Raw genomic sequence first — 24,246 nt, forward strand, 5'->3', positions numbered from 1 at the left:
ATCAAAACTAAAGAAAAGTATATCCACGGAATTATAAATTCCTATAAACAAAGGGGTGTTTAAAATTAAGGCAAAAGAATTTTTCAGCATAATAATTTCAAAAACAGTTCTCAAACTTTCTAAAACTTTATTAAAAGGGGGAAGTAATTTCCCAGGAAAAGTGGCATTAAAAATATGTCCTGATATTTTAAAAACTATTGGTACTGGCTATAAAGTAATAATAGTCACTGGTACCAATGGAAAAACTACCACTACTAGTATGATACACAATGTATTAGAGTCTTCTGGTAAAAAGGTAATTACCAACAGTACAGGAGCAAATATGTTACCTGGTGTAGTAGCATGTTTTGTAGAAAATTTTTCTTTCAAAAGAAAAAATGAAGATGTATTTGCTGTGATGGAAGTGGATGAAGCCAATGTAAAATTCATTACTAAATACTTAAAACCTGAAATAATAACTATAACAAATCTATTTAGAGATCAGCTAGATAGGTACGGTGAAGTGTATACTACTTTAAACAAAATACTTGAGGGAGTTACTCTTTCTCCAAAATCAAAACTTGTTTTAAATGGTGATGAATCTTTGCTTGGAGATTTAGAATTAAAAAATCCTGTAACATACTATGGATTTAAAACAGTGCCAGATAAAAATAAAACAATAGATGTAAATGCGGATGCTAAATTTTGTAAAAAGTGCAAAACTCCTTATAAATATAACTTCATAACTTATAATCATTTAGGAGATTACTATTGTGATAATTGTGGATTTAAAAGACCTGAACTTAAATACTATGTAGATGAATTTTTAGAAATAACTCCTTCCTATTCTCTAGTAAATATAAACGGAAAAGAAGTTTCTATAAATCAACCAGGTACTTATAATGTATATAATGGTCTTTGTGCCTACTCTATATGCAGAGAATTAAATGTGGAAGAAGATAGCATAATAAATTCTTTGAAAAATCAACAAAGTTCTTTTGGAAGACAAGAGGAAATTAATATAGACGGTAAGGAAATTAAGATTATTCTAGTTAAGAATCCCGCTGGTTATGACGAAGCTCTTAATACCATAACTTTAAATAAATCTTCTCTGGATATGTGTTTTCTTTTAAACGATAATTATGCAGATGGAAGAGATGTATCTTGGATTTGGGATGTAAATTTTGAAAAACTTAAAAACTTATCCATAGGAAAAATTGCTATATCTGGCTCAAGACTTTACGATATGGCCATAAGATTAAAAATAGCTGGTTTAAATCAAGATAAATTTGCACTATGTGAAATTGGAGAAGAATTACTTGAAATCATAAAAAGTTCTCCAAATAACAAAGTATATATTTTAGCTACCTACACAGCTATGATAGACTTTAGAAAATTCCTTCACAACAAAGGATATATAAATAAACTTTGGTAATATTCATATACGATTATATAAATTACTAATGACCAGTTAGTATTTAGACAATAGATTCTAAGGAATATGTTATAAATAACAAAATATAAATATCAAATAACAAGCAAAGAACACTTTCAGTTTCCGCTAAAACTCAACAATATTTTATATTTAATATTTGTACTTTAATATCTGTATTTTGATATTTGTATTGTAAACACATTTAAACCTGCTCATTACTATGCCTTAAATATTAATGTCTAAAGAGACTAGTGATTGGAGATTAACAAAAATATTACCTTATTTATTAGAAAGATGGTGAATTTATTGGAACTAAGTATTTGTCATTTATATCCAGATCTTCTAAATGTATATGGAGATATGGGAAATATATTAATATTAAAACACAGAGCTGAGCAAAGAGGTATTAATGTTAACGTAATAGATGTTTCTATAGGAGATACTTTTCAAAAGGATGACTATGATATAGTATTCTTCGGAGGTGGGCAAGATTACGAACAATCAATCGTTTCTGAAGATCTTATTAAAAACAAGAAAGATGCCCTAAAAGACTATATTGAAGATGGTAAAGTATTTCTTTCCATATGCGGTGGGTACCAACTTTTAGGTAAATACTACACTACGCCCGCAGGAGAAAAATTAAACGGTCTCGATATTTTAGATATATACACTGAGGCAGGAAACACAAGATTTATAGGAAACACCGTAATATATAACCCTATATTTAAAGAAACTTACGTAGGCTTTGAAAATCACTCAGGAAGAACTTACATAGGCAAAGATTTAAAACCTCTAGGTGAAGTTAAGGTAGGCTATGGAAATAATGGTGAAGATGGCTATGAAGGTTGTATTTACAAAAATACTTTTTGTACTTATTTTCACGGATCCTTGCTTTCAAAGAATCCCGAACTAGCAGACAGACTTTTACACACTGCTTTAGAAAATAAATATAAAACTTTCAATTTTCCTGAACTAGATAACTCTCTAGAAATAAAAGCAAAAGAATTTATAGTAAAAAGAGAAGACAAAAACCTGGGCTAGTGGGCTAGTGGGAAGGAAAAGCGAAGCTTTTCCTTCCCACTTTTTAATTGAAAAATTTTTCGCATAGCGAAAAATTCACCTTAACTGGACCCCTAGCACACTAGCAAACTAGCAAACTAATCTAGCACACTAGCAAACTAACTACTTATCTGTCATCTTCTCTTCTGCTTTTTTTACCATTTTTCTAACCATTTCTCCCCCTACATTTAGAGTAGGATCTCCAGAATCCATATCTGGAGATTTCTTGTGAATTAATCCTAATTCCTTCGCTACTTCTATTTTAAAATTTTCCAATTCCGCAGCAGCATTAGGTACTAACGGTCTTTTCCTTGACATATAAATTCTCATCTCCCTATAATTTTACTAACTTTATTTTTTCCGAAATTAGTATTTATATTCAAGGAAAAAATGGTATTTACAATTTCAAAATTCCTGTGAAATGAATGAAAATAAGTCCTATTGCTAATGGTGCCAATATTTTTATGGCAAATGAAAACAACTTACCTCCTTTGAATTTGTATAAACCATTACTTGTAATTTCCTCAATGGCATTTTTGCTTTTCCATACCCATGCTGTAAATAAGCATACTAGTATTCCTCCTGCTGGCAAGAATATGTTTGAAGTTATGAAATCAAACATATCGAAAAAATTCTTTCCTAGTATTTTCACATCTGCCCAAGGTCCAAAGGATAACGTACTTGGTATAGATAATAAAAATATTCCTAAAGCTATAATTACAGTCGCCTTTTTTCTTTCAATTTTAAACTGTTCTGTAACACAAGCTACCACAACTTCCATTAAAGATATAGTAGATGTTATTGCAGCTATAGCTATTAAAACAAAAAACATAGTTTCAAATACCACTCCAAAAGGCATAGACTTAAATACTGCTGGAAGAGTAACAAATATAAGTCCTGGTCCTTGCGATGGTTCTAATCCATAGGCAAATACCGCTGGAAATATTACAATTCCTGCCATCAAAGCTATTAATGTATCTGCCACAATTACTTGAAATGTCAATGAAATAAGATTTTCTTTCTTGCCCACATAACTTCCATAAGTCATTATAATACCCATTCCAAGGCTTAAAGAATAAAATGAGTGTCCTAATGCTTCCAAAAATCCTTCCTTTGTAAGTTTAGAAAAATCCGGCTTAAATAAAAACTCTAATCCCTTCCAAGCTCCTTCTAATGTTACAGACCTTATCATAAGAATTACTAAAATAAATAATAATAAAGGCATTAAAACTTTACTGCATTTTTCTATTCCCTTTCTAACTCCAAATAGTACTATTGACGTAGTAATTCCTATTACTACAAAAGTCCATATTACCGGTTCAACTCCACTAGATATAATTCCTCCAAAGTAATTTGCAATGTCCTTATGTTGTACTGAAAGGAGTTGCCCACTACCAGCTCTCCATATATATGCAAAAACCCAACCAGCTATAATTGCATAAAAAGATAATATAATAAAAGCTGTAGTCACTGATAGAACACCAGTTAAAAGCCATGGTTTTCTTGGAGCTAATTCTTTAAAAACTCCCACTGCATTTTTTTGCACCTTTCTTCCTAATGAAAACTCTGCAAGCATTACTGGTACTCCTACTAAAGCTATGCATGCTAAATATACAAGTATAAAAGCTGCACCACCATTTTTTCCTGTAATATAAGGAAACTTCCATATATTACCTAGTCCTATAGCAGAGCCTGCTGCTGCTGCTAATACCCCAATCCTAGATCCGAAATTTTCTCTTTTCATTTATATTGCCCCCTTTTCTTTTGTAAAATTTATATATAATAAAAAATCTTCCGAACCTATGAACATATTTATATGAACATAGGGACGAAAGATTAATATCATCGTGGTACCACCCTACTTTATAATTGACAATCAATTACCTTATTTAAGGTCATAATAAATGCTGATAAGAATTTATAAAATGCAATTTATCAAATATTCTTATTCAAATAACACTTATTTTAACCCGAGTCATATAACGGTGACTTCCGACATTGCGTACTAAATAAATTTTCCGCAAAATAGCTCTAGAGTGATCATTATATACTATATTTAACGCTAACTCTCATCAAATATTAGCTTTCTGTGGTTAAACTGTTAGTATTTTTCTCTCCGTCCTAGCTTTTTTTTATTAAATATTTAAATCGTATTATATAGAATATTCATGTAAATGTCAATACTAAAATTAAATTTAAAAATGTTTTTTGCATTTTTAAATTTAACTTCTTGCAGTTAACAGTATATATTTTTATTATTTACCACTAACTCTTAACTACTCTTATATATCATCCATTAATCACCATATGTTATTCCTTAATTATTTTAATGATTATCCCAGAAAAAGCATTACATTACTCCAATTATGAAATTTCTCTGGAATGACTTTCATAAGAAGCGAAGGAACTGTTTAAATTTAATTTTAAAAATTCTTCTTTTAGACGATAAAATTATCGTAAGCCTTAAAAGGACGCCAGGCTAGCGAACCTGAGGCATGAATGTGAGCGTTAGATAATTTTATATGGCTAAAAGATTAGAATTTCTTAAATTAAATTTATTGTTCCCAGCTCTTATGAAAGGCATGGAGGAGAAATTTCATAATTCCATGGCATTGTACCTTTTTGTGGTTTAATCATATTAATAAATTTCTTTTCAATTACAAACCACCCTAAACAAAAGCCTAGTAATTATTACTGACTAAAGTAAGGGTGGTTCTCTTACCATAACTCTATGAATTATTCTATATACTTATTAATATACTTAGTTTATTAATTCTTAATTGATAACTCTCCCTCTATTTCATCAACCTTAACTAAATCACCTTCGTTAATCTCTCCTCTAATAATCCCCTTAGCTATTCCAGTTTCTAAAGTTCCTTCTATATATCTCTTTAGTGGCCTTGCTCCATAAACTCCATCAAAGCCTTCTTTAGCCATAAGTCCCATAGCTTCTTTAGTAACTTCCAAGCTTATATTCTTATCTTGAAGTCTTCTTCTTATATCCCTTAAGAATATTTCCACTATATGCTGAATTTCATCATCGGTAAGTGGTTTAAACATTATTATGTCATCCAATCTATTTAAGAATTCTGGTTTAAATCTATTTTTCATAGTTTCCATTACTTTTTTTCTTATGCTCTCATCTATCCCGTCAGCTTTATTATTTTCTAAGAGATGACTGCTTCCTATATTAGAAGTCATTATTATTATGGTATTTTTAAAATCTACTACCTTCCCCTTGTTATCTGTAAGCCTTCCATCATCTAATATTTGAAGGAATATATTAAATACATCATCGTGAGCTTTTTCAATTTCATCAAATAAAATTACGCTATATGGCTTACGTCTAACTGCTTCAGTAAGTTGCCCTCCTTCTTCATAACCTACATATCCTGGAGGGGCTCCTATAAGTCTTGAAACAGAGTATTTCTCCATATATTCAGACATATCAATTCTTATTATATTTTCTTCACTGTCAAATAAGGTTCTAGCTAAAGTTTTAGCCAATTCTGTTTTACCAACTCCGGTAGGTCCTAAAAATATAAATGAACCTATAGGTCTTTTTTCATCCTTAAGTCCTGCTCTAGCCCTTATAACTGCATCTGATACAGCTTTAACTGCTTCTTTTTGTCCTACTACTCGCTTAGAAAGCTCCTCTTCTAATTTTACAAGTTTTTGTCTTTCTCCCTCCACTAATTTAGATACCGGTATTCCCGTCCATCTAGATAAAATTTCTGAAATTTCCTCCTCGGTAACCTCTTCTTTTAAAAGAGCTGTCTCTGAGTGTTCTTTTATTTCTTTTTCAAAATTCTTTATTTCATCCTCTATTTTAGGAATAGAACCATATTTAATTTCTGCCACTCTATTAAAGTCTGCCTCTCTTTCTGCTTTCTCCATGTCACCCCTAGCTTTATCTAGACTTTCTTTTAAGTTTCTAACCTTAACTATTTGATCTTTTTCCTTTTGGTATTTAGAAGACATTTCATTGTCCTTTTCTTTTAATTCACTTAATTCCTTTTCCAAAACTTTTAATCTCTTCTTAGAAGCCTCATCTTTTTCTCTCAAAAGAGCCTCTTTCTCTGTTTGAAGTTGAAACAATTTTCTCTTAACCTGATCTAACTCTGTAGGCAAACTATCAATCTCAGTTCTTATCATAGCACCTGCTTCATCTATAAGGTCTATAGCTTTATCCGGAAGATACCTATCACTTATATATCTATGTGAAAGTTTAACCGCACTTACAATAGCAGAATCATGAATTCTAACACCATGGTGTATTTCAAATCTTTCTCTTAACCCTCTAAGTATAGATATGGCATCCTCTACAGTAGGCTCTTCTACCACTACTGGTTGGAATCTTCTCTCTAATGCCTTATCCTTTTCTATATACTTTCTATATTCATCAAAGGTTGTAGCTCCTATGCAGTGAAGCTCTCCTCTTGCAAGCATTGGTTTTATAAGATTTCCCGCATCCATAGAACCTTCCGTTTTCCCTGCTCCTACTATAGTGTGTATCTCATCTATAAAAAGAATTATTCTTCCATCGCTGTTCTCTACTTCCTTTAATACAGCCTTTAATCTCTCTTCAAATTCGCCTCTAAATTTTGCCCCTGCAATTAAAGCTCCCATATCTAAAGAAAATATAGTTTTGTCTTTTAATCCATCAGGTACGTCTCCCCTTACAATTCTTTCAGCTAACCCTTCTACTATAGCTGTTTTACCAACACCAGGCTCACCAATTAAAACCGGATTATTCTTAGTTCTTCTTGAAAGTATCCTGACAACTCTTCTTATTTCTTCATCTCTTCCTATAACCGGATCTAACTTATGCTTTTTAGCATCTTCCACTAGATTTCTTCCATACTTAACTAAAGCTTCATAAGTACCTTCTGGATCTTGTGTATCAACTCTTTGACTGCCCCTCACCTGAGATAAAACCTCCATAAAATTCTTTTTATTTATACGGTATTTAGAAAATATTTTTCCCAAATCCCCTCCACTACAAACTTCCATTATTGAAAGCATCACATGTTCTACACTAACATAGGAATCCTTAAAATTCTTAGCTATATCTTCCGCTTTTAAAAATATTTGCTCAAATCTCCTAGAAGCATACACACCTGCTGTCTCTGCTCCCTCACCGGTTATTTTGGGCATATTATCTAAAGTTCTATGAGTGTCCTCTCTTAAGCTTCTGATATCTATTCCCATCTTTGAAAATATATTAGGTATGAGTCCATCATCCTGTGATAAAAGTGCCATAAAAAGATGAATGCCATCTATTTGCTGATGATTATATTTCACCGCCACTAACTGTGCCTCATTTATACTTTGTTGAACTTTTACTGTTAATTTATCTATATCCATATTATTCACCTCTCATATATTATTACCAATTTTATATTTAAATAATATTATAAAAGTCAAAGAAAGTCAAAGTATATTTTATCTGAGAAATACTTAAAAATCACCAAAAAAATAAATAAAGATGCTAAATGCACCTTTACCTATATTTTTTTCTCCATTTTAAGCGCCAAATCAAAATATTTCACAGAGTCTTCTATACTTCCTAAATTATAATACATGTGTCCCATTTCCAGGTATCGCTCATATAATTCCTTGTTGCTTCCAAATTTAACCAAAGCATCTAAACATAAATTCATACAAATTTCAGCTTGATCTTCTTCCTTTAACTTCATTAATATTTTTGCTTTATAATAATACGCTTTTTCTATAAACTCTATTTTATTAACTTCTATGGCATAGTCCAAAACTTCGTTACATACTTCTTTACCAAAATCCAATATATCATTGTCACAAAGTTCTTCTACCACCCCAAGCATAAAGTATACCAAACTAAATTTATCATGTTTTGGAAAATATTTAATAGATTTTCTTACATATTTAACTGCTTCTTCTTGGTTTTTTAAACGAAACAAAGTTACTGCATAATTGTACATAGCAATAGCTTTTTTTTCATTATTATCACCATATAGTTCATTTGCTTTCTGCTTATACTTTTTAAAACACTCTTTATTTTCTCTTAAGCACATCATTGCTAAAAGATGATAAATTTCCGCTTTTTTCTTTTCATCTTTTTCTAAATCAACTATTTCAGCAAGCTCCTTGGAAACTTTATAAGCCTTTTCATATTCTTTTAGCATAATATTACATACTATTTCATTGTATGTTGTTATTACTAAGTATTCTCTCTTTAAATTTTCATCTAAAATTAAAAACTTTCTTACATCATTATAAAAATTTATAGCTTGTCTATATTCTTTATTTACAAAACAATATCTAGACATATCTAAGTAATAAATTATTCTATTTTTATCATTACAAACCTTTTGATACAAATCATAAAATTCACTAGTAATAAGCTGTATGTTTTCCAAAGTATTTTTATCTATATAATAGTTAAATAGTGTATGCATAAAACTAAAAGCATTATCATAAAATTTGTGATTTGTAGCTACTTTTAAATTATATCTAAGTTTTTCATCATAATCTCTTAAATTAGTATTATCTTTTAAAAGCTGAAAATTTTCTTCTAATTGTTCCTTCACACCTTGCTTTAAATATTCTAAGTCCAATTCTAACTTTTTTGCTATATACTTTAATATATCTTCTTCAGCATCTACCTTATCATTTTCCACACAACTTAATTTAGAAACAGAAATTTTATCCCCACATACATCTTTTAAAGTTAACCCTTTGTATATTCTTGCCCTCTTTATTTTTTCTCCCCTGCTCAATATTTCCATATAATCACCTATCCGTAATTTAAAAATCTTTTATAATTCCTAGCTCCTTGAATAATTCAACCCCTTCACTTAAATATACAGAAGCTTTATTTTCATTGCCTGTTTCCACATAAAACTTACCTAACACAATGTTTATTTCTCCAACTTTCTTTTTAATCCCATTTTCTTTAGCTATATTAAGTGCTTGAAAAAGTGATCTCTCTGCCTCTATTAAATCATCTTCCATTCTATCTATCTTATGTTTTAACATGTAGTAATTCATCAAATTAATATTATTTTCTAATTGTTCTCCCTCTTCTTTATCAATATATAAATAAATATCCTTTAAAACTTCTTTTCCATTATGAATATCCTTTAATCTTATGTAATTTTCACATATATTTATTAATGTTTCTATTAAGCTGCTATCTCCATTTAATCTTCTTATTTCCTTTGCTTTGTTTAAATGAATAAAGGACTCCTCCATATTTTGAAAGTCAGCAAAGAGTACACCCATGTCATTTTCAATCTGACCTAAATAATTAACATTATTTATTTCCCTGAATAATTCCAAACTCTTTCTAGAGTATTTTATAGCTTCCTCTAACTCCCCTTGTTTACTATATTCTTCAGCTAAAAGCATCATAGACTTAGCATATCTTTCTTTATCATTTATTTGTACAAATTTTTCCTTTGCAAGATAAGTATAATTTATGGACTTACTTATATTTTCTAATTTTAAATAAGTCACTGCTGTGTAATAATATATTTCACCAATAAGAAAATCATTTCCAATCTTATTATCCATAAAAACCTTTTCAGCCTGTTGGAAATAACTACTTGCAGAGTGATATGCTTTTAAATCCAAGGTTATTTTCCCTAATTTTATAAATGTTCTTATTACTTCTTCATAACAATTATTTTTAATAAAAATTACATTAGCAGATAAAAAAAGTTGTTGAGCTAATACCTCTTCCCCTTTCAACATATGTATAGTTGCTCTTAAGAATAAAATATTTGCTTTTCTGTATTCTAGTCTATACTTTTCAGCGTAATAAAGGGCGCTTTCTATATTGTTTTCTGCTTGTACTAAATCATTGCTTATAATATATGTTTCAGCAATATTTTCGTAAAATAAGCATATTTTTTCTGCTTGAGTTTCTTCACTTTCCATTATGTACTCCACAGAAATATTAAGCTTATTTGCTAAGTATTCAAGTAAATCCATACTTGGGTTAGATTTTCCTGACTCTACCAAACTTATTTGTCCTGGGGTAATTCTCTCTCCTGCTAAATCCTTAAGAGTCATACCCAATTCTTTACGTCTTCTTTTAATTTTTTCTCCTAAAGATAATATCTCCATACCCTATCTTCCTTCACTTATGTAGAATATTTTATTTATTTGCAAAAGTTCCTTAAATTATCTTTTATTATACCATATTTTTTATCTTTTCTGCAAAATATGTTTTAATAATTTTAATATTTATTTAAAAATAAAGCAAAGCCACTATCAAAAATAAATTGATAGTAGCCTTCCATTACATTAACGCATACGTCCATTTATATTGTAATACAAATCTTCTGCAGTATTTCTCATCCTTTTGCCAGCTTTTCTAATTCTTTTTCTTGTACTCCTATCCATATTAGAAGCTACAATAAGTCCCGTTGCAATACCAAGCATAGCTCCAACAGTCATTTTATTCATCATTCTTCCCTTCAAATTGCACACCACCTTTCATTTCTCATTCATAGTTTGCATAAAGCTATTAGCCTTAAATGGAGTTCTTTTTACTCCATTAAGCTTAAAATTTGTTATCTATAGGCATCGCTACTGTTTAATCCTACTTATATATGGCATGGTATTGTTACAGTAGATAGCCTTGGAATAAAAATAATTATTACTATTATGATGTGCAATTTATAAAAAATAATCCATATTAAATTTTTTTAAATGTAGAAAAATGAATTTTAGCCACTTCATTAAGTCGACCTTTACCAAACTTTTGAGCAAAATCCTTTCCTACTTCTATAGTCATATTAGAAGCTCCTTTTATAAATTCTATCCCATAGTTCTTACTCATTTGTTCCATGTTCTTAACAAAGGCATCTCTAGCTAATATACTTGCTGCAGCCACCACAACATTTTCTTCCGCCCTTGGTCTTTGCTGCAAATTTACTTTTTTCCCCTTTTCCATTAATGCATTCTTTATAAGATTAGGATTTCCAAATTGATCTGATAGGACATTTTCACATTCTACCTTTTCAAGAACATTCTCAATTACTCTAGCATGTCCCCATGCCAAAAGCTTGTTTAAATTACCTATTTTATCATAAATAGTATTATACTTCTTATTACCAACCATCACAACAGAATAAATACATAATTTTTTTATTTGTTCTGCTATAGAAGATATTTTTTTATCTGTAAGTTTTTTGCTATCATCTACTCCCAAAGTTCTAAGTATTCTTTGGGTATTTTCATCTGCATATACTCCTGCTATTACTAGAGGACCAAAAAAATCTCCTTTTCCAGACTCATCAGTGCCTATAAGAGGTTTTATACCTTTTTTAATCTCATTAATTGACATTTCATTATTTTTCTTTATATGTTCATTATTTTTTGTATCTTTATCATCCTCTATACTTTCTTCATTATAACCCATCAAAGTCTCCCTTATAAGCTGTTCATTTTCCTTAGACTTTACTCCTGAGAAATCACAAGTTATGCCCTTTTTTTTACTATGATAAACCCTTACATTTTCTCTCTGACCATTAATGCTAACTCCAAATTGAAGACCATAGTTTATCTCCTTATATTGTTCTACAGTCCAGCCTCTAGAAATAAACTTGTCCTTCATATATTCATAACATTGGAACTTGTCCTTTATATTACTTAACCACTCCATCTTTACACCTATCCTTTTTATTTACCTTTGAATCTTTATTGTGTTCATCTTGTGTTTTTTCTTTCTTAGAAGCTTTTAAAGCAAATAAAAGCTTTGATACTTTATCTGCCCCCATTACATTAGACATATAGTATACTCCTTCTTTTACTATAGATATAATATCATCTTCTCCTTGCCAATTTTCAAGTATTACTTCCTTAGGAATATCGTTAAAAAGCTTGTTAAGCCCAAAGAAAGCCACTGCCACATCATCTATTTTACCTATAAAAGGAATAAAGTCTGGAAATATATCTATTGGAAGTCCTAAATAAGTTATTATAATTCCCAATTGAATCTTTACTTTTTTACTAACTCTCTCATCTTTAAATAGCCTTACAAAAAGAGCCGCTATATCTGGCAAAATCATAGCATATTTAGCTATATTCTTATACTTATCTGGTACCTTTTTTATAACATTACTTCTAAATTCAGTATATCCATCTTCTTTTTTTTCTATAACTATTAACTCCTCTTCGTTACACTGAGTTTCGTAAGACTCCATATCCTTATGATCTTTTAACAATTCTTTTAAATTAATATTTAAACTCTCTAGTTCTACTTTGATATCTTCTCCTACTCTTATAGATAAAATATCAAAATTAGAACCTGGTATATATTCCTCTAATTTATCCATTGCCACTATTACAAAATCCTTGTCCACAAAAATCCCGTATTCTTTTAAAGAAGATAAGGCCTTTTTAATACCAAAATTTTTAATAAAATTAAATGCCCTAACTTTCCCCAATCTCACCTCTTTTATTTTAAGTTTAATCATATTATTTACAACAGAGCACACCTGTAAAACTACTCCAAAGGACATCTTAATTTTGCCATTGTAGCTTGCCCTTACTGTAATATCCTGTTTAAGCACTACTGAATCTATATTTAAACCCTTATGGGGCAAAAATTCTCCTAGCAAATCCCTTAGTATACTCAATAAATCCTCACTGTTTAAAACAATACTCACTGAAGAAATCCTCATACATACTCCCCCTAATCTCTTTAATTATAATCCCTAGTCTCATGGCTTCAATGTCCACTTTATATTACTAATTCAACTTTCGCAGTTATAAAATAAAAACATAAAATTTGAAATTTACAGGTAAGTAATATGTAAGAGCTAAGAAGTAAGAGTTAAGGATAAAACTCAAAGAGTTTTTTATAATTAATTTGTAAGTAACAGGTAATAAGTAATAGTTGTGGTAAAAATTCAGCTTTGCTGAATTTTTTAAAGAAACTCCTACCTTTTACCTATTAGTTCTTAACTTTTCACTCTTACTTCTTACTTTTTACCTCTTAGCTCTTACTTTTTGACTCTTACCTACTCTACAAATTTCTGTTTTACATTCTAAATTTTAAATTTTAAACCCTTATTAATCTAATGTAGAGCTTGAACTTTATGTGCGAAAATTGAGTTACTTATATCTAGTATCTAAATTATAATCGTCTAAATACTAATTGTAAATTAGCAATTGCTGACTAAAGATTTTATTCCTAAATTTCACTAAAAACTTTCACATTTATAACTTCTTACATTAAATGATACTACACTTATCTTCCTAATTCCACGAATTTTTCATATTTTGCTTTGACTAACATATACATTCTTCCTCCAGTTGTTTAGGTACATGAAAATAAATAACAAGTCAAAGATGCTAGTATATTTTGTATCAGACAAGGAAGCAGGTTCCGTCGCTAGTAGAACTATCGGTGGGTTCTGCTGACGCAGTATGACGCAAAATAGACTAGCATACTGACTTGTTATTTATTTGAATGTGCCTTACACTGAAGTATAGACACTTCTTAGTTAAAATATACAGTTATGACCACTGATAAATATGGCATATAGAGTTCTGATTTTCAGATTATGATTATGTGTTATTTGTAAACTCTTTTCCATCATTTACTTTATAAAATTTTATCTATAATATTGGACTTTCTACGGTTAATTTTGTATAATAAACTTGTTCGACAAAATTCGACACTGTGAAATTAGAAAGGATGAGTTTATGGATAAAAATAAGAAAAAATTACTATTTTTACCCCTTATACTAGGAATTTTATCACTAACATGTTTGATATATTTTAAACTTCCCTTCAATAACACTTCTGAAAAAAACTATCTAGAATTTATGAAGGATGTTTCACAAAATAAAGTAGAAAGTGTCTATGATACTACATCACCAATTATAAGCGTAAAATTAAAGGATGGTAAAGTATATAAAACAGACAATCCAAGAAAAGAAGATTTTAAAGAAAAGCTTTTAAAATCAGGCATAAAAGTAAAAGAAGAATCCTTAATTGACTTAAAATTTTTAATACCTTCCCTCGGAATTTTATTTTCTGTTGGGATTATTGGATTCACTCTTATAGGTTCCAATAAAACTGGTAAAAAAGGCTTATTTTCTGTTTCTTCCATAGACGCTGAAGCTATAAAAGAAATATCATGTAATTTTAATAGTGTAGCTGGAAACGAAGAAGCTAAGGAAAGTTTAAAAGATATTGTAGACTTTTTAAAGTCACCAGAGAAATACAAAAAATATGGTGCTAGAATACCAAAGGGAATAATACTTTACGGGGACCCTGGTACTGGTAAAACGCTTTTAGCAAAAGCCATAGCTGGCGAAGCAGAGGTTCCATTTTTTCCTGTATCTGGTTCAGATTTTGTACAAGTATACGTGGGAGTCGGTGCTGGAAGAATAAGAAGTTTATTTAAAAAAGCCAAAGCACACGGAAAAGCTGTAATATTTATAGACGAAATCGATGCCATTGGTAAAAAAAGAAGTGATTCCAATTCTGGTGGTGCTGAAGAAAGAGATCAAACTTTAAATGCCTTACTTACTCAAATGTCAGGTTTTCAAGAAGAAGAAGGTATTGTTGTAATAGCTGCTACCAACAGGTTAGACATACTTGACGAAGCTCTATTAAGACCTGGTAGATTTGATAGGCATATAGAAGTATCACTTCCTGACATTTCTGCCAGAGAAAAAATATTAAATCTCCACCTTAAAAATAAACCTTTCAAGAATATAAAAATAAAAGAATGGGCTAAAAAAACCGCTTACTTTTCTGGAGCAAAGTTAGAAAGTTTAGTAAATGAAGCTGCTATACTTGCTTGCAAAGATAATAGTATAAATATTGATGACATTCATATGGATAAAGCATATTCCATTGTCTTGGCTGGATATGAAAAAATAAATAGAGATTTTATAAAAGAAAAAGATAGAGCTATCACTGCTTATCACGAAATAGGACATGCTCTTACTTCTATGTACGTTCTACCAGAAGAAAAAGTTTCAAAAGTTACTATAATACCAAGTACCAAAGGTGCTGGTGGTTATACTCTAAGTATTCCAGAGGATACTATGTATCAAAGTAAAGACTACTTATATAAAAGAATTATGGTAACGCTAGGTGGACGAGCTGCAGAAGAAATAATCTTTGGAAAAGACCACATAACTACCGGTGCATACAATGACCTTCAAAAATGTACAGAAATAGCCTTCAATATGGTAACTAAATATGGAATGGGAGAAAAATTTGGTTTACTTTCTCTTAATAACCTTTCATCTAGTTCCCAAAACACCAGTGAAGTACTTAAAGAATGTAGAGATTTAGTAGAATCTCTTTATATAAAAACAAAAGATTTACTTCTCCAAAACAAACAGCAACTTTGTGATCTTTCTGAACTTTTAATACAAAAAGAAACTCTTTATTATGAAAACCTGGCTAGTGGGCTAGTGGGCTAGTGGGCTAGTGGGCTAGTGGGCTAGTGGGCTAGTGGGCTAGTGGGCTAGTGGGCTAGTGGGCTAGTGGGCTAGTGGGCTAGTGGGCCTGTCTCTTGTACNCTTACGACTTTCTAAAGTAAGCATAATATACCTAGTAAAAACTATAGAAGTATGTGAAACCATGGAATCATAAGAACGCCCTTGAAACTCTTTAGCGAGTTTTAGAAAGGACTTGTTCATTTTAAAGAAAACCTCTATATCCCAACGTTTTCCATAAATTCTTACTATCTCGTTATCATCTAAGGATATATTGGTTGAAATTAAAGCAAGCCATTTTCTACTTCTGTTTCTGTCCCTTACAAATACAATTTTTGCTTTTACTTCATTACCATTTTTGTCAGAGCCAATACCTACAATAGCAGAAGAGAGAATTTTGGCCTTACCACGCCTTTTTCTTAAAGCAGCGTAAAGATCTTTAAGGTTCAATAATTTACCATTGTAATTGTAGTAAACCCTTGGCATTGCTTTAACCATGGCAATAGTATTAAGTTTGAGTTCTAAAATCTGTATAAGAGTTTTTGGGTACGTAAACCAGCTGTCAAAAAGAACATATGAAGCAGGAATAGCATATTTTGAAACTTGTTTAAGTAAACTAATCATAACTTCGGGTGACTTTAAAATAGCCTCCTTACGGAGTTTAGATCCATTAGTTCTTTTATCAATATTGTGATTTTCTGAGCAAAGTCTGTTTTTCTCCTTTTCGGAAGAAAGTAGAGTGAACGCAAGTGGTAAAAAAGTGTTGCCATCTGACCAGCCAAGAGTAAGAAGGCGAAAGCCCTTGATATATTTATGATCAACATGATCACGAACTCTTGCAAGAAGTTCAACAGATTTACTTCTAGATCTACTGTATAAAGAATCATCAACTACAAGTACATTAACTCTATCTTCAGAAGTAAGAGGCACAATAATGTTTTTTATGATTGATGAAGAAAGTAAAAACAGAAATTTTCTCCAATTGAAGTTTGGTGAGTTAAGGAATCTATATATAGTATCCTTTGAAAATTGATTATTTTTTCCAAATTCCAAGTTTCTAAATAAGTTTTTTCCAGTAAAAACAAGCATAAAGATATATTTAAATATTTTTATACAGGAAAATCCTTTTTCTTTAGAAAAATTACATTGTTTAAGTATGTATCCAATTTTGTTATCCTTAAAAAATCTATTTATAGTAAAATTAAGTTGTTTATCAGTAGTATCATTTGATATAATAGTATTCATAAGAAACATTCCTTTCCTTGGTGTGATGTTTGTCATGATTCTATTATACCAAAAGGAATGTTTCTTTGCTTTATATGTTTATTTTAAAGGCTTCCGCCTTAAATTTTATGTGCGAAAGTTGAGAGTATAATTATCATAAGTTTTTATATCATTAAGACTTTTATCCACATCCTTATTCTCTAGTATATATTCTACAAGGCTCTGGACTTTCTCCACACTATCCCTTACTTCTTTTTCTCCATTTAGACTTACATTTTTAACAACTTTAGACAAGCTTTTAATTGCATATTGCTTTAATTCCGTAAGCTCTTCATCTTCTACTTTTACATCATCAAGTCTCTCATCTTTAATATATATGTAATATACACCTAAATTTTTTAGTTTTTCTAAATATCTGTCTGTAAGAGCTATACCAGCCTTTAATAATATCTGTCCATCATCACCTAGTATACTTTTCCCCAATATTTCCATTTCCCTTACATTATCTATACACTCTAACCTCATGTTGCACCCCTCGTTAGTAAAAATTTTACTTAATAGGAATATTATACTCCTTTTAAGCCTAAAAGAATTTATCCATTGTGATGCCAGCTGTAATTACCCCATTATATAAAATCTGAAGATTATAGCTGGCTTCACATGTGATAAATTTAGTTCTTAATTTATTATCGTATACAAAGACAAGGTTTTAAGTGTTTTATTTGTCTAGCATATCCAAAAGCTCATCAAATCTCTTAATAGTATCTTCTAAAGGTTTTGCAGTAGTCATATCTACTCCAGCCCTTTTTAAAATGTTTATAGGATAATCAGACCCTCCACTTTTTAAGAAACCTTTGTATTTTTCCACTGCCTCTTCTCCTTCATTTAAAATAGCAGTACTAAAAGAGTTAGCAGCAGCATAACCAGTAGCATATTGATATACATAAAAATCTGAATAAAAATGTGGTATTCTAGCCCATTCCATCTCTATGCCCTCATCTATTATCATATCTTCTCCAAAATATTTTGCATTTAACTCTTTCCATATTTTACATAACTCTTCACTAGTAAGCGGTTTACCTTCCTCTAAAATTTCATGAGTTATTTTTTCAAATTCTGCAAACATTATTTGTCTAAACACTGTAGTTCTAATTCCCTCTAATTGTTGATTTATGAGATAAAGTCTTCTTTTTTCATCCTTCTCCTTGTCAATAAGATCTTTTATTAATAGACATTCATTAGTTATAGAAGCTACTTCTGCACAAAATAGTACATAATCTGAATATACAAATGGTTGATTCTTTCTTGAATAATAAGAATGAATAGAGTGCCCCATTTCATGAGCTAATGTGGATACATCATCTAAACCGTAATTGTAGTTTAATAGAACATAAGGCATAGTATCGTAACATCCCCAAGAATAAGCTCCACTTCTCTTACCTTTATTTTGGAATACATCTATCCATCCATCTTCCACTCCACTTTGAAATATGTCTAAATACTCTTTTCCTAAAGGTTTTAAACCTTCTTTAACTATTTGTACACCCTTCTCAAATTCTATATGAGCCTTTGGAGTATCTATTACTGGCACATATAAATCGTACATATGCATTTCTTCTATTCCTAAAAGTTTCTTTTTAATTCTAACATATCTATGTAGAGAATCTAAATGCTTATTTATAGTTTCTACCGCATTATTATAGACCTCTAAAGGTATGTTATTAGGTTTTAACGAACTTTCTAAAGAACTTTCAAAATTTCTGGTTTTAGAGGTAACTATAAAATTCTTAATAGAAGAAGTTAAAGCTGTAGCAAAAGTATTTCTGTATTTATAATAATTTTCGTATAACTTTTCAAAAGCTTCTTTTCTAACTTCTCTATTTTTACTTCTTAAAAAATTAATAAAATTCCCCTCACTAAGCTCCACATCATTTCCCTCTTCATCCTTTATATAAGGGAAACTCATGTCCGCATTAGCTAACATTCCTCTTATATTTCCTGGTGCATTTAGACAATCTGAAAGTGAAGCCAAAATCTCTTCAGTCTTCCTATCTAAAGTATGTGGTTTCATCTTCAATATATCTTCTAAATAAAATTTGTACATATTGAGTTCTGGTACTTCTTTCATAGACTTTGAGATGTTCCCTTCTTCTAAGGACAGTATTTCCGGTTGAAAAAAGGCTTCAAAACTCATAACCTCTGCAAGGTATGCATCTATTCTATTTTTAATTCCCTGAAAAGTATTGTTTCCTGTGTCCTCATCACTTCTCAAATGAGCGTAAACATATAACTTTTCTAGAAGTCTTGAAACTTCTTCTTGAAGTCCTAGGAAATTTAAAAGTTCTTTTCCTTCTGATAGCTTACCACTATATTTTGAAAGTTGTGGTGCTTTTTCTTTTAATACATTAAAATCTTTCTCCCAAGCTTCTAAGTCCCCATAAATTTTTTTAATATTCCACTTATATTTTTCTGAAATTTTTTCTCTACTTTTCAACTTTTTAACATTTGCCATTACTTACTGCTGTAGATGTAAACTACTAGCAGTTTCACCCCCTTATTATTAAAATTAAAAATACTAAAAATCCAATTATAAAAAACCACAATTTAGTAATATTATAACACAATTCCTAAGTTTTACTCCCATAAATAATGATAATTTTCTATTAAATTAAGTATATTTCAATGATAATTTTTGCATACTATACATTTTATGGTATTATAAATATAAATAAGTAACCCTTTAATTAATAGAAAAAATTTATTTGTATTATCATTACTTCTAAACTTTATTTAGGTATCAGTTTCATTTAACTACTAGTGTATCTCTTGCCCCTTTTTTCCTAGAATCTAGAACATAAAATACAGTTTATAAACTAAATATTTTTAAAATTAAAAATGAAAAACTAAGTATTGTTCATTAGGGACTAAATTAGAAGACTAGCATGCTAAAAAATTATCCAATGATTAGGAATTTGTAATTAAAGACTGGTGATTAAAATAGAGGTGTTTTAAATGAAAAAATTTTTATTTCTTATATGTACAATATTTATTACAATATTTATATTTCTTAATGTTTATTCTATAAAGAAAACTAAAAATATAGGTGGAGCTGTGGAAAGATATAGTACTACTGGCATATTTAATGAATATAAATTATATAGATTGGATAATTGGGAAGTGGAGTTTTCCGATGGCAATATGTGCATAGTTTCTGTAAAAGGTCTCAAAAAAAAATCTCCTCATGATTTAATTAGTTATAAAATGCTTTTAGAAAAAAATAAAAAAGGACTATGGAAACTTAAAAAATTCTACCAAAATCCATAGCCCCTTCTCTACTTCTTTTTATTTTTTCCTATACATTCTTCACAAATTCCTTTAAACTTTATGTCTTCTTCTAATTCAACCATTGCAAAGCCTGTCTTATCTTTTACCATTTCTTTTATTTGTGGCATAGGGCAATCTATTTCCACTTGCTTATTACAAAGCTCACACTTCAATATATGCTTATGATTATTTTCTTTAAAAGTATATTCATACTTTCCTTTACCTATATCAAATTTTTGTACTAAATCTTTTGTATAAAACAATTCTAGTGTTCTATAAACTGTGGATAAATCCACAGTTATCCCCTGATTTTTACAAGCTTCATATATATAATCTGCACTTAGTGATTTTTCTTCTTCTATTATAAGTTTTAAAATACTCAGCCTTGCTTTTGTGCATTTCATATTATTATTTTTCATGATAGACTTATATTTTTCCATATAATCATCCCTTTAAAAAAATACCATCTTAAGTCCAAACATTATAAGTATTACCCCTCCTATATAGTCTGCATAGGCACTTACAGTTTTTATCTTCTTTAAATATCTGCACATACTAAAAGCTATAGTAGTCATTATAGCAGTTATAAATCCTATGTAAAGCGAATCACTTAAAATTATCCAATTGCTTTTTATACTATTAAGCACTGTAAATCCAATTACCATGGCGTCAATACTCACAGACATTCCCAGTATAAAATAAGCCTTTGTACTATCTATAAACTTATTTTCTTCATGCTGAAACCCTTCTTTAAGCATAAGTATTCCCACCAAAACTATTATTATACCACCAATAACCTTTGGCATTTCTGCTATATAGGAATTAAATAAAATTCCTGCATAAGCTCCTACAAAAGCAAAAAAGAACTGAAAAAATCCAAAAGAAGCTATATATGGTATACTTTTTCTAAATTTCAAATTACATATGCCAAGACTAATAGCCACCCCAAAAGCATCTAATGAAAGCGCTAAAGCTATTAATGTAAGTTCATAAAAGCTCATCTACTATCTCCCCTTATATTTTTTAACAAAAATCAATGACCAATTCATAGTGTCGATTTTCATTCATTGGCCATTGATAATTATCATTGAGCATTGAATATTATTCATTTATAAAATTTGAAAATGGATAACTTACATTTTCAAATTTTACTTAATCCTCTTAAGTATTTCTAATAAGTATTTCCAAACTCTTTCTGTAGAAGATATGCTTATGTGTTCTTTTGGAGTGTGTACGTCATACATGTTTGGTCCAAAAGATATCATATCCATGTCATGAAATTTTCCTGAGAATAATCCACATTCAAGACCCGCATGTATAGCTGCTATTTCAGGCTTTTCTCCATATATTCCTTCATAAGCTTCTACACATATTTCTCTTAATTTTGAATCTGCCTTGTATTGCCATGCTGGATACGGTGCAAAAGTTTCTATTTTGGCTCCATAAACCTTAGCTATAGAAACTGCTCTTTGGTGTATTTCTTCTTTTAGTGAATCTACAGAACTTCTAGTTGCACTTATAAGTTCTATAGAATCTTCTAAAGTGTTTACTACGCCTATATTACTTGAGCTTTCTACAAGTCCATCTATAGCCATACTCATAGTTTGCACTGAATTTGGTATTAGAAGTAATATATTTACGGCCTTCTCCAAAGTATCTCTTGAGAATACTTTTTCTATATTTTCATTAGAAGTAGTTAAACTTATAGTTACATCCTTATCTGCATTTTCTAATTCTGTCTTAAATGTTTGTGTCCATTGATTAACTTTTTCTTGTAAAACATTCATTTCCTGCTCATTAACTAAAATTACAGCTACATTTTGCCTTGGAATAGCGTTATCTTTTTCTCCTCCATTTATGGATGCTACTTTTAAATCAATAGAATTCATAAGGTCGTTTAAAAATCTACCCATTAGCTTGTTGGCATTTCCTCTTCCCTTATTTATTTCCATTCCAGAGTGTCCACCCTTTAATCCATGTACCTTAACTTCTACAGCCTTTAATCCTTCTACCTTTTCAAATGTTACTGGAAGAATTATTTTATCCCTAAGTCCACCAGCACAGCTTACAAGAAGTTTTCCTTCTTCTTCTGAGTCTATGTTCAAAAGCAATCTTCCATTAATATTAGCTGGGTCTAATCCCTGAGCTCCGCCCATACCAGTTTCTTCATCAGTAGTAACTAATAATTCTATTGGTGGATGAGGAATATCTGAAGACGCAAGCACCGCAAGTCCATAAGCCACTGCAATTCCATCATCAGCTCCTAATGTAGTTCCTTCTGCTCTTACAAAATCTCTATCTACTTTAATCTTTATTGGATCCTTTTTAAAATCATGATCTAGACCTGGTTCCTTAGCACAAACCATGTCCATGTGTCCTTGAATAACAACTGTTGGAGCATTTTCATATCCCATTGTACCTGGCTTCTTTATTATTACATTTAAAGTTTCGTCTTGAATAACTTCTAAATTATTTTCTTTAGCAAAACTAACTAAATAGTCGCTTACTCTTTTTTCATCTCCTGAACCTCTAGGTATTTTGGTAAGTTCTTCAAAATAGAAAAATACTTCTTTTGGATTTAAATTTTCTAGTACTCTACTCATTTTTACATCACCTCTTTATATATTTTAGTGGTTTCCCACTTTTTGTCCAATAATTTAATAATGACGTATAATTAACTAATAATCACGGTATCTAAAATATAGTGCAACATCAGCTACATTAGTGATTTAGCAGTTCTACTAATCCTCATCACTAAACAATGATAGTTAACACCATAAGTCTTATTACTATTTTACTAATACTCTTCTACTAATATTCTTTCACTGACCACTAGCTTTAACCTTTAACATATTAGTAATATAAACATTATTTTTCTCCCAATGTTATTATAACCACCGAGATAAGTATTAATATACTTCCCAATATAATAATTGAACTAAGTTTTTCTTTTAAAATTATTACTCCTAAAACAATACTAACTATAGGCTCTAAAGTACTTAACACGGCTGCATTAGATGCTCCTATAATCTTAACACCTTTTAAGAATGCCATAAGTGCTATAACTGTGGATATAAATGAAATTCCTAGAATAGCTACTATGGATTGAAACTTTATTAACGTAACAAGACTGCCTGTACATATAGCACTTATGAAAAGTATAGATGAAGATGCAATGGACAGATAAAAAGTGGCACAAAATACATCCATCTTTCCTATAGAACTATGACCAGCTGATATTATATAAAAAGAATAAAATATTCCTGAAATAATAGCAAAAAATATTCCCATAGGAGCTAAGACTTCCTTACCGCCACCTACCAATAAATATATGCCTATACATGAGAGAATAAGTGCAAATATTTTTGTTTTTTTTAGTTTTTCTTTGAAAAATATTACAGAAATAATTGTTACAACTATAGGATATATAAAATGTATAGTGGTAGCTAGTCCTACAGACATATAATTGTATGCTAAAAATAAAGTAAGACACCCTACTGCATAACTTCCTCCTCCAAATATAAATACATCTCTCAATTCTTTTTTATTTATTTTAAAGCTTATTTTTTTTCCTATCATAAGTGGAAATATCATTATTGCTGCAAATAAGAACCTAAATGCTAAAACAGTTATAGCATTAGTTCCTCCCTTATAAGCAATCTTAGCAAGTATAGGCATTACTCCAAATGCTGCTGCAGAAAGCATTGCATAAAAAACCCCATTTATTTTCTTCATATGTATATTCCTTCTTTTTAATATTATAGTATGTT

General features: G+C 30.1%; 19 protein-coding genes. 4 read left to right on the forward strand and 15 right to left on the reverse strand.

The features are described from left to right. The first annotated feature begins 55 nt into the window (after nt 1-55). Nucleotides 56-1,414 (forward strand): Mur ligase family protein, encoded by a 1,359-nt coding sequence (locus tag C1715_RS06405; protein WP_102399746.1) that lies wholly within the window; start codon nt 56-58, stop codon nt 1,412-1,414. Nucleotides 1,415-1,720: 306 nt separating this feature from the next. Further along, nucleotides 1,721-2,455 carry a type 1 glutamine amidotransferase gene (locus tag C1715_RS06410; protein ID WP_102400002.1) on the forward strand — a complete coding sequence of 245 codons (735 nt, stop codon included), beginning with the start codon at nt 1,721-1,723 and terminating at the stop codon, nt 2,453-2,455. Between the two features lie 141 nt (nt 2,456-2,596). Here C1715_RS06410 and C1715_RS06415 read toward each other — a convergent pair whose 3' ends face one another. The 8 genes from C1715_RS06415 to C1715_RS06445 form a co-directional block, all read right to left on the reverse strand. Continuing rightward, the gene (locus tag C1715_RS06415; protein ID WP_102399747.1) at nt 2,597-2,791 is read right to left on the reverse strand and encodes an alpha/beta-type small acid-soluble spore protein; all 195 of its coding nucleotides are present in this window, start codon (nt 2,789-2,791) and stop codon (nt 2,597-2,599) included. A gap of 79 nt (nt 2,792-2,870) precedes the next feature. Continuing rightward, the gene (locus C1715_RS06420) at nt 2,871-4,217 is read right to left on the reverse strand and encodes a sodium-dependent transporter (RefSeq protein WP_102399748.1); all 1,347 of its coding nucleotides are present in this window, start codon (nt 4,215-4,217) and stop codon (nt 2,871-2,873) included. 1,025 nt (nt 4,218-5,242) lie between these two features. Next, nucleotides 5,243-7,840 carry an ATP-dependent chaperone ClpB gene (clpB, locus tag C1715_RS06425; protein WP_102399749.1) on the reverse strand — a complete coding sequence of 866 codons (2,598 nt, stop codon included), beginning with the start codon at nt 7,838-7,840 and terminating at the stop codon, nt 5,243-5,245. Between the two features lie 140 nt (nt 7,841-7,980). Further along, nucleotides 7,981-9,240: a helix-turn-helix transcriptional regulator gene (locus tag C1715_RS06430; RefSeq protein ID WP_102399750.1), complete on the reverse strand. Its 1,260-nt coding sequence runs from the start codon at nt 9,238-9,240 to the stop codon at nt 7,981-7,983. A 19-nt stretch (nt 9,241-9,259) separates the two neighbouring features. Continuing rightward, on the reverse strand, nt 9,260-10,582 hold the full coding sequence (locus C1715_RS06435) for a helix-turn-helix domain-containing protein (protein WP_102399751.1): 1,323 nt from the start codon (nt 10,580-10,582) through the stop codon (nt 9,260-9,262). Between the two features lie 180 nt (nt 10,583-10,762). After that, a complete protein-coding gene (locus C1715_RS19125) occupies nt 10,763-10,939 on the reverse strand; it encodes a YtxH domain-containing protein (RefSeq protein ID WP_146005369.1) in 177 nt (58 codons plus the stop codon). A gap of 217 nt (nt 10,940-11,156) precedes the next feature. Then, nucleotides 11,157-12,125 (reverse strand): ribonuclease HIII, encoded by a 969-nt coding sequence (rnhC, locus tag C1715_RS06440; protein WP_102399752.1) that lies wholly within the window; start codon nt 12,123-12,125, stop codon nt 11,157-11,159. After that, entirely contained in the window at nt 12,109-13,146 is a 1,038-nt protein-coding gene (locus C1715_RS06445) for a YkvA family protein (RefSeq protein ID WP_102399753.1), read from the reverse strand. Before C1715_RS06445 ends, rnhC begins: the two co-directional genes overlap by 17 nt. Before the next feature lie 1,027 nt (nt 13,147-14,173). Between C1715_RS06445 and C1715_RS06450 the strand changes: the two genes are divergently transcribed. Then, nucleotides 14,174-15,913 carry an ATP-dependent metallopeptidase FtsH/Yme1/Tma family protein gene (locus C1715_RS06450; protein WP_102399754.1) on the forward strand — a complete coding sequence of 580 codons (1,740 nt, stop codon included), beginning with the start codon at nt 14,174-14,176 and terminating at the stop codon, nt 15,911-15,913. Between the two features lie 60 nt (nt 15,914-15,973). On the opposite strand, the gene C1715_RS06455 is transcribed toward C1715_RS06450, so the two are convergent. The 3 genes from C1715_RS06455 to pepF form a co-directional block, all read right to left on the reverse strand. Next, nucleotides 15,974-17,209 (reverse strand): IS4 family transposase, encoded by a 1,236-nt coding sequence (locus tag C1715_RS06455; protein ID WP_102399755.1) that lies wholly within the window; start codon nt 17,207-17,209, stop codon nt 15,974-15,976. Between the two features lie 69 nt (nt 17,210-17,278). Then, entirely contained in the window at nt 17,279-17,677 is a 399-nt protein-coding gene (locus tag C1715_RS06460) for a hypothetical protein (RefSeq protein ID WP_102399756.1), read from the reverse strand. A gap of 193 nt (nt 17,678-17,870) precedes the next feature. Then, complete coding sequence (pepF, locus tag C1715_RS06465) at nt 17,871-19,664, reverse strand: oligoendopeptidase F (RefSeq protein WP_102399757.1); 1,794 nt, start codon at nt 19,662-19,664, stop codon at nt 17,871-17,873. A 500-nt stretch (nt 19,665-20,164) separates the two neighbouring features. Here pepF and C1715_RS06470 point away from each other — a divergent pair, with 500 nt between their 5' ends. Next, nucleotides 20,165-20,476 (forward strand): hypothetical protein, encoded by a 312-nt coding sequence (locus C1715_RS06470; protein ID WP_102399758.1) that lies wholly within the window; start codon nt 20,165-20,167, stop codon nt 20,474-20,476. An 8-nt stretch (nt 20,477-20,484) separates the two neighbouring features. Here C1715_RS06470 and C1715_RS06475 read toward each other — a convergent pair whose 3' ends face one another. The 4 genes from C1715_RS06475 to C1715_RS06490 all read right to left on the reverse strand — a co-directional run bounded on the left by C1715_RS06475 (nt 20,485) and on the right by C1715_RS06490 (nt 24,211). Further along, the gene (locus C1715_RS06475) at nt 20,485-20,916 is read right to left on the reverse strand and encodes a Fur family transcriptional regulator (RefSeq protein WP_102399759.1); all 432 of its coding nucleotides are present in this window, start codon (nt 20,914-20,916) and stop codon (nt 20,485-20,487) included. 12 nt (nt 20,917-20,928) lie between these two features. Then, nucleotides 20,929-21,477 (reverse strand): manganese efflux pump MntP, encoded by a 549-nt coding sequence (locus tag C1715_RS06480; protein ID WP_102399760.1) that lies wholly within the window; start codon nt 21,475-21,477, stop codon nt 20,929-20,931. A gap of 147 nt (nt 21,478-21,624) precedes the next feature. Further along, nucleotides 21,625-23,079, reverse strand: a complete 1,455-nt coding sequence (locus C1715_RS06485) for an aminoacyl-histidine dipeptidase (protein WP_102399761.1) — start codon at nt 23,077-23,079, stop codon at nt 21,625-21,627. A gap of 265 nt (nt 23,080-23,344) precedes the next feature. Next, a complete protein-coding gene (locus tag C1715_RS06490) occupies nt 23,345-24,211 on the reverse strand; it encodes a DMT family transporter (protein WP_102399762.1) in 867 nt (288 codons plus the stop codon). Between the last annotated feature and the right edge of the window lie 35 nt (nt 24,212-24,246).

Source organism: Haloimpatiens massiliensis (genome assembly GCF_900184255.1).
In the GTDB taxonomy this organism is placed as follows: domain Bacteria; phylum Bacillota; class Clostridia; order Clostridiales; family Clostridiaceae; genus Haloimpatiens; species Haloimpatiens massiliensis.

Bases quoted from the DNA above. Each gene is read 5' to 3' on its own strand.
- C1715_RS06470 (WP_102399758.1), top strand. From the start codon at position 20,165: ATGAAAAAATTTTTATTTCTTATATGTACAATATTTATTACAATATTT.
- C1715_RS06450 (WP_102399754.1), top strand. From the start codon at position 14,174: ATGGATAAAAATAAGAAAAAATTACTATTTTTACCCCTTATACTAGGA.
- C1715_RS06435 (WP_102399751.1), bottom strand. From the start codon at position 10,582: ATGGAGATATTATCTTTAGGAGAAAAAATTAAAAGAAGACGTAAAGAA.
- C1715_RS06475 (WP_102399759.1), bottom strand. From the start codon at position 20,916: ATGGAAAAATATAAGTCTATCATGAAAAATAATAATATGAAATGCACA.
- rnhC (WP_102399752.1), bottom strand. From the start codon at position 12,125: ATGGAGTGGTTAAGTAATATAAAGGACAAGTTCCAATGTTATGAATAT.
- C1715_RS06445 (WP_102399753.1), bottom strand. From the start codon at position 13,146: ATGAGGATTTCTTCAGTGAGTATTGTTTTAAACAGTGAGGATTTATTG.
- C1715_RS06490 (WP_102399762.1), bottom strand. From the start codon at position 24,211: ATGAAGAAAATAAATGGGGTTTTTTATGCAATGCTTTCTGCAGCAGCA.
- C1715_RS06430 (WP_102399750.1), bottom strand. From the start codon at position 9,240: ATGGAAATATTGAGCAGGGGAGAAAAAATAAAGAGGGCAAGAATATAC.
- C1715_RS06415 (WP_102399747.1), bottom strand. From the start codon at position 2,791: ATGTCAAGGAAAAGACCGTTAGTACCTAATGCTGCTGCGGAATTGGAA.
- C1715_RS06480 (WP_102399760.1), bottom strand. From the start codon at position 21,477: ATGAGCTTTTATGAACTTACATTAATAGCTTTAGCGCTTTCATTAGAT.
- clpB (WP_102399749.1), bottom strand. From the start codon at position 7,840: ATGGATATAGATAAATTAACAGTAAAAGTTCAACAAAGTATAAATGAG.
- C1715_RS06460 (WP_102399756.1), bottom strand. From the start codon at position 17,677: ATGAGGTTAGAGTGTATAGATAATGTAAGGGAAATGGAAATATTGGGG.
- C1715_RS06420 (WP_102399748.1), bottom strand. From the start codon at position 4,217: ATGAAAAGAGAAAATTTCGGATCTAGGATTGGGGTATTAGCAGCAGCA.
- C1715_RS06485 (WP_102399761.1), bottom strand. From the start codon at position 23,079: ATGAGTAGAGTACTAGAAAATTTAAATCCAAAAGAAGTATTTTTCTAT.
- pepF (WP_102399757.1), bottom strand. From the start codon at position 19,664: ATGGCAAATGTTAAAAAGTTGAAAAGTAGAGAAAAAATTTCAGAAAAA.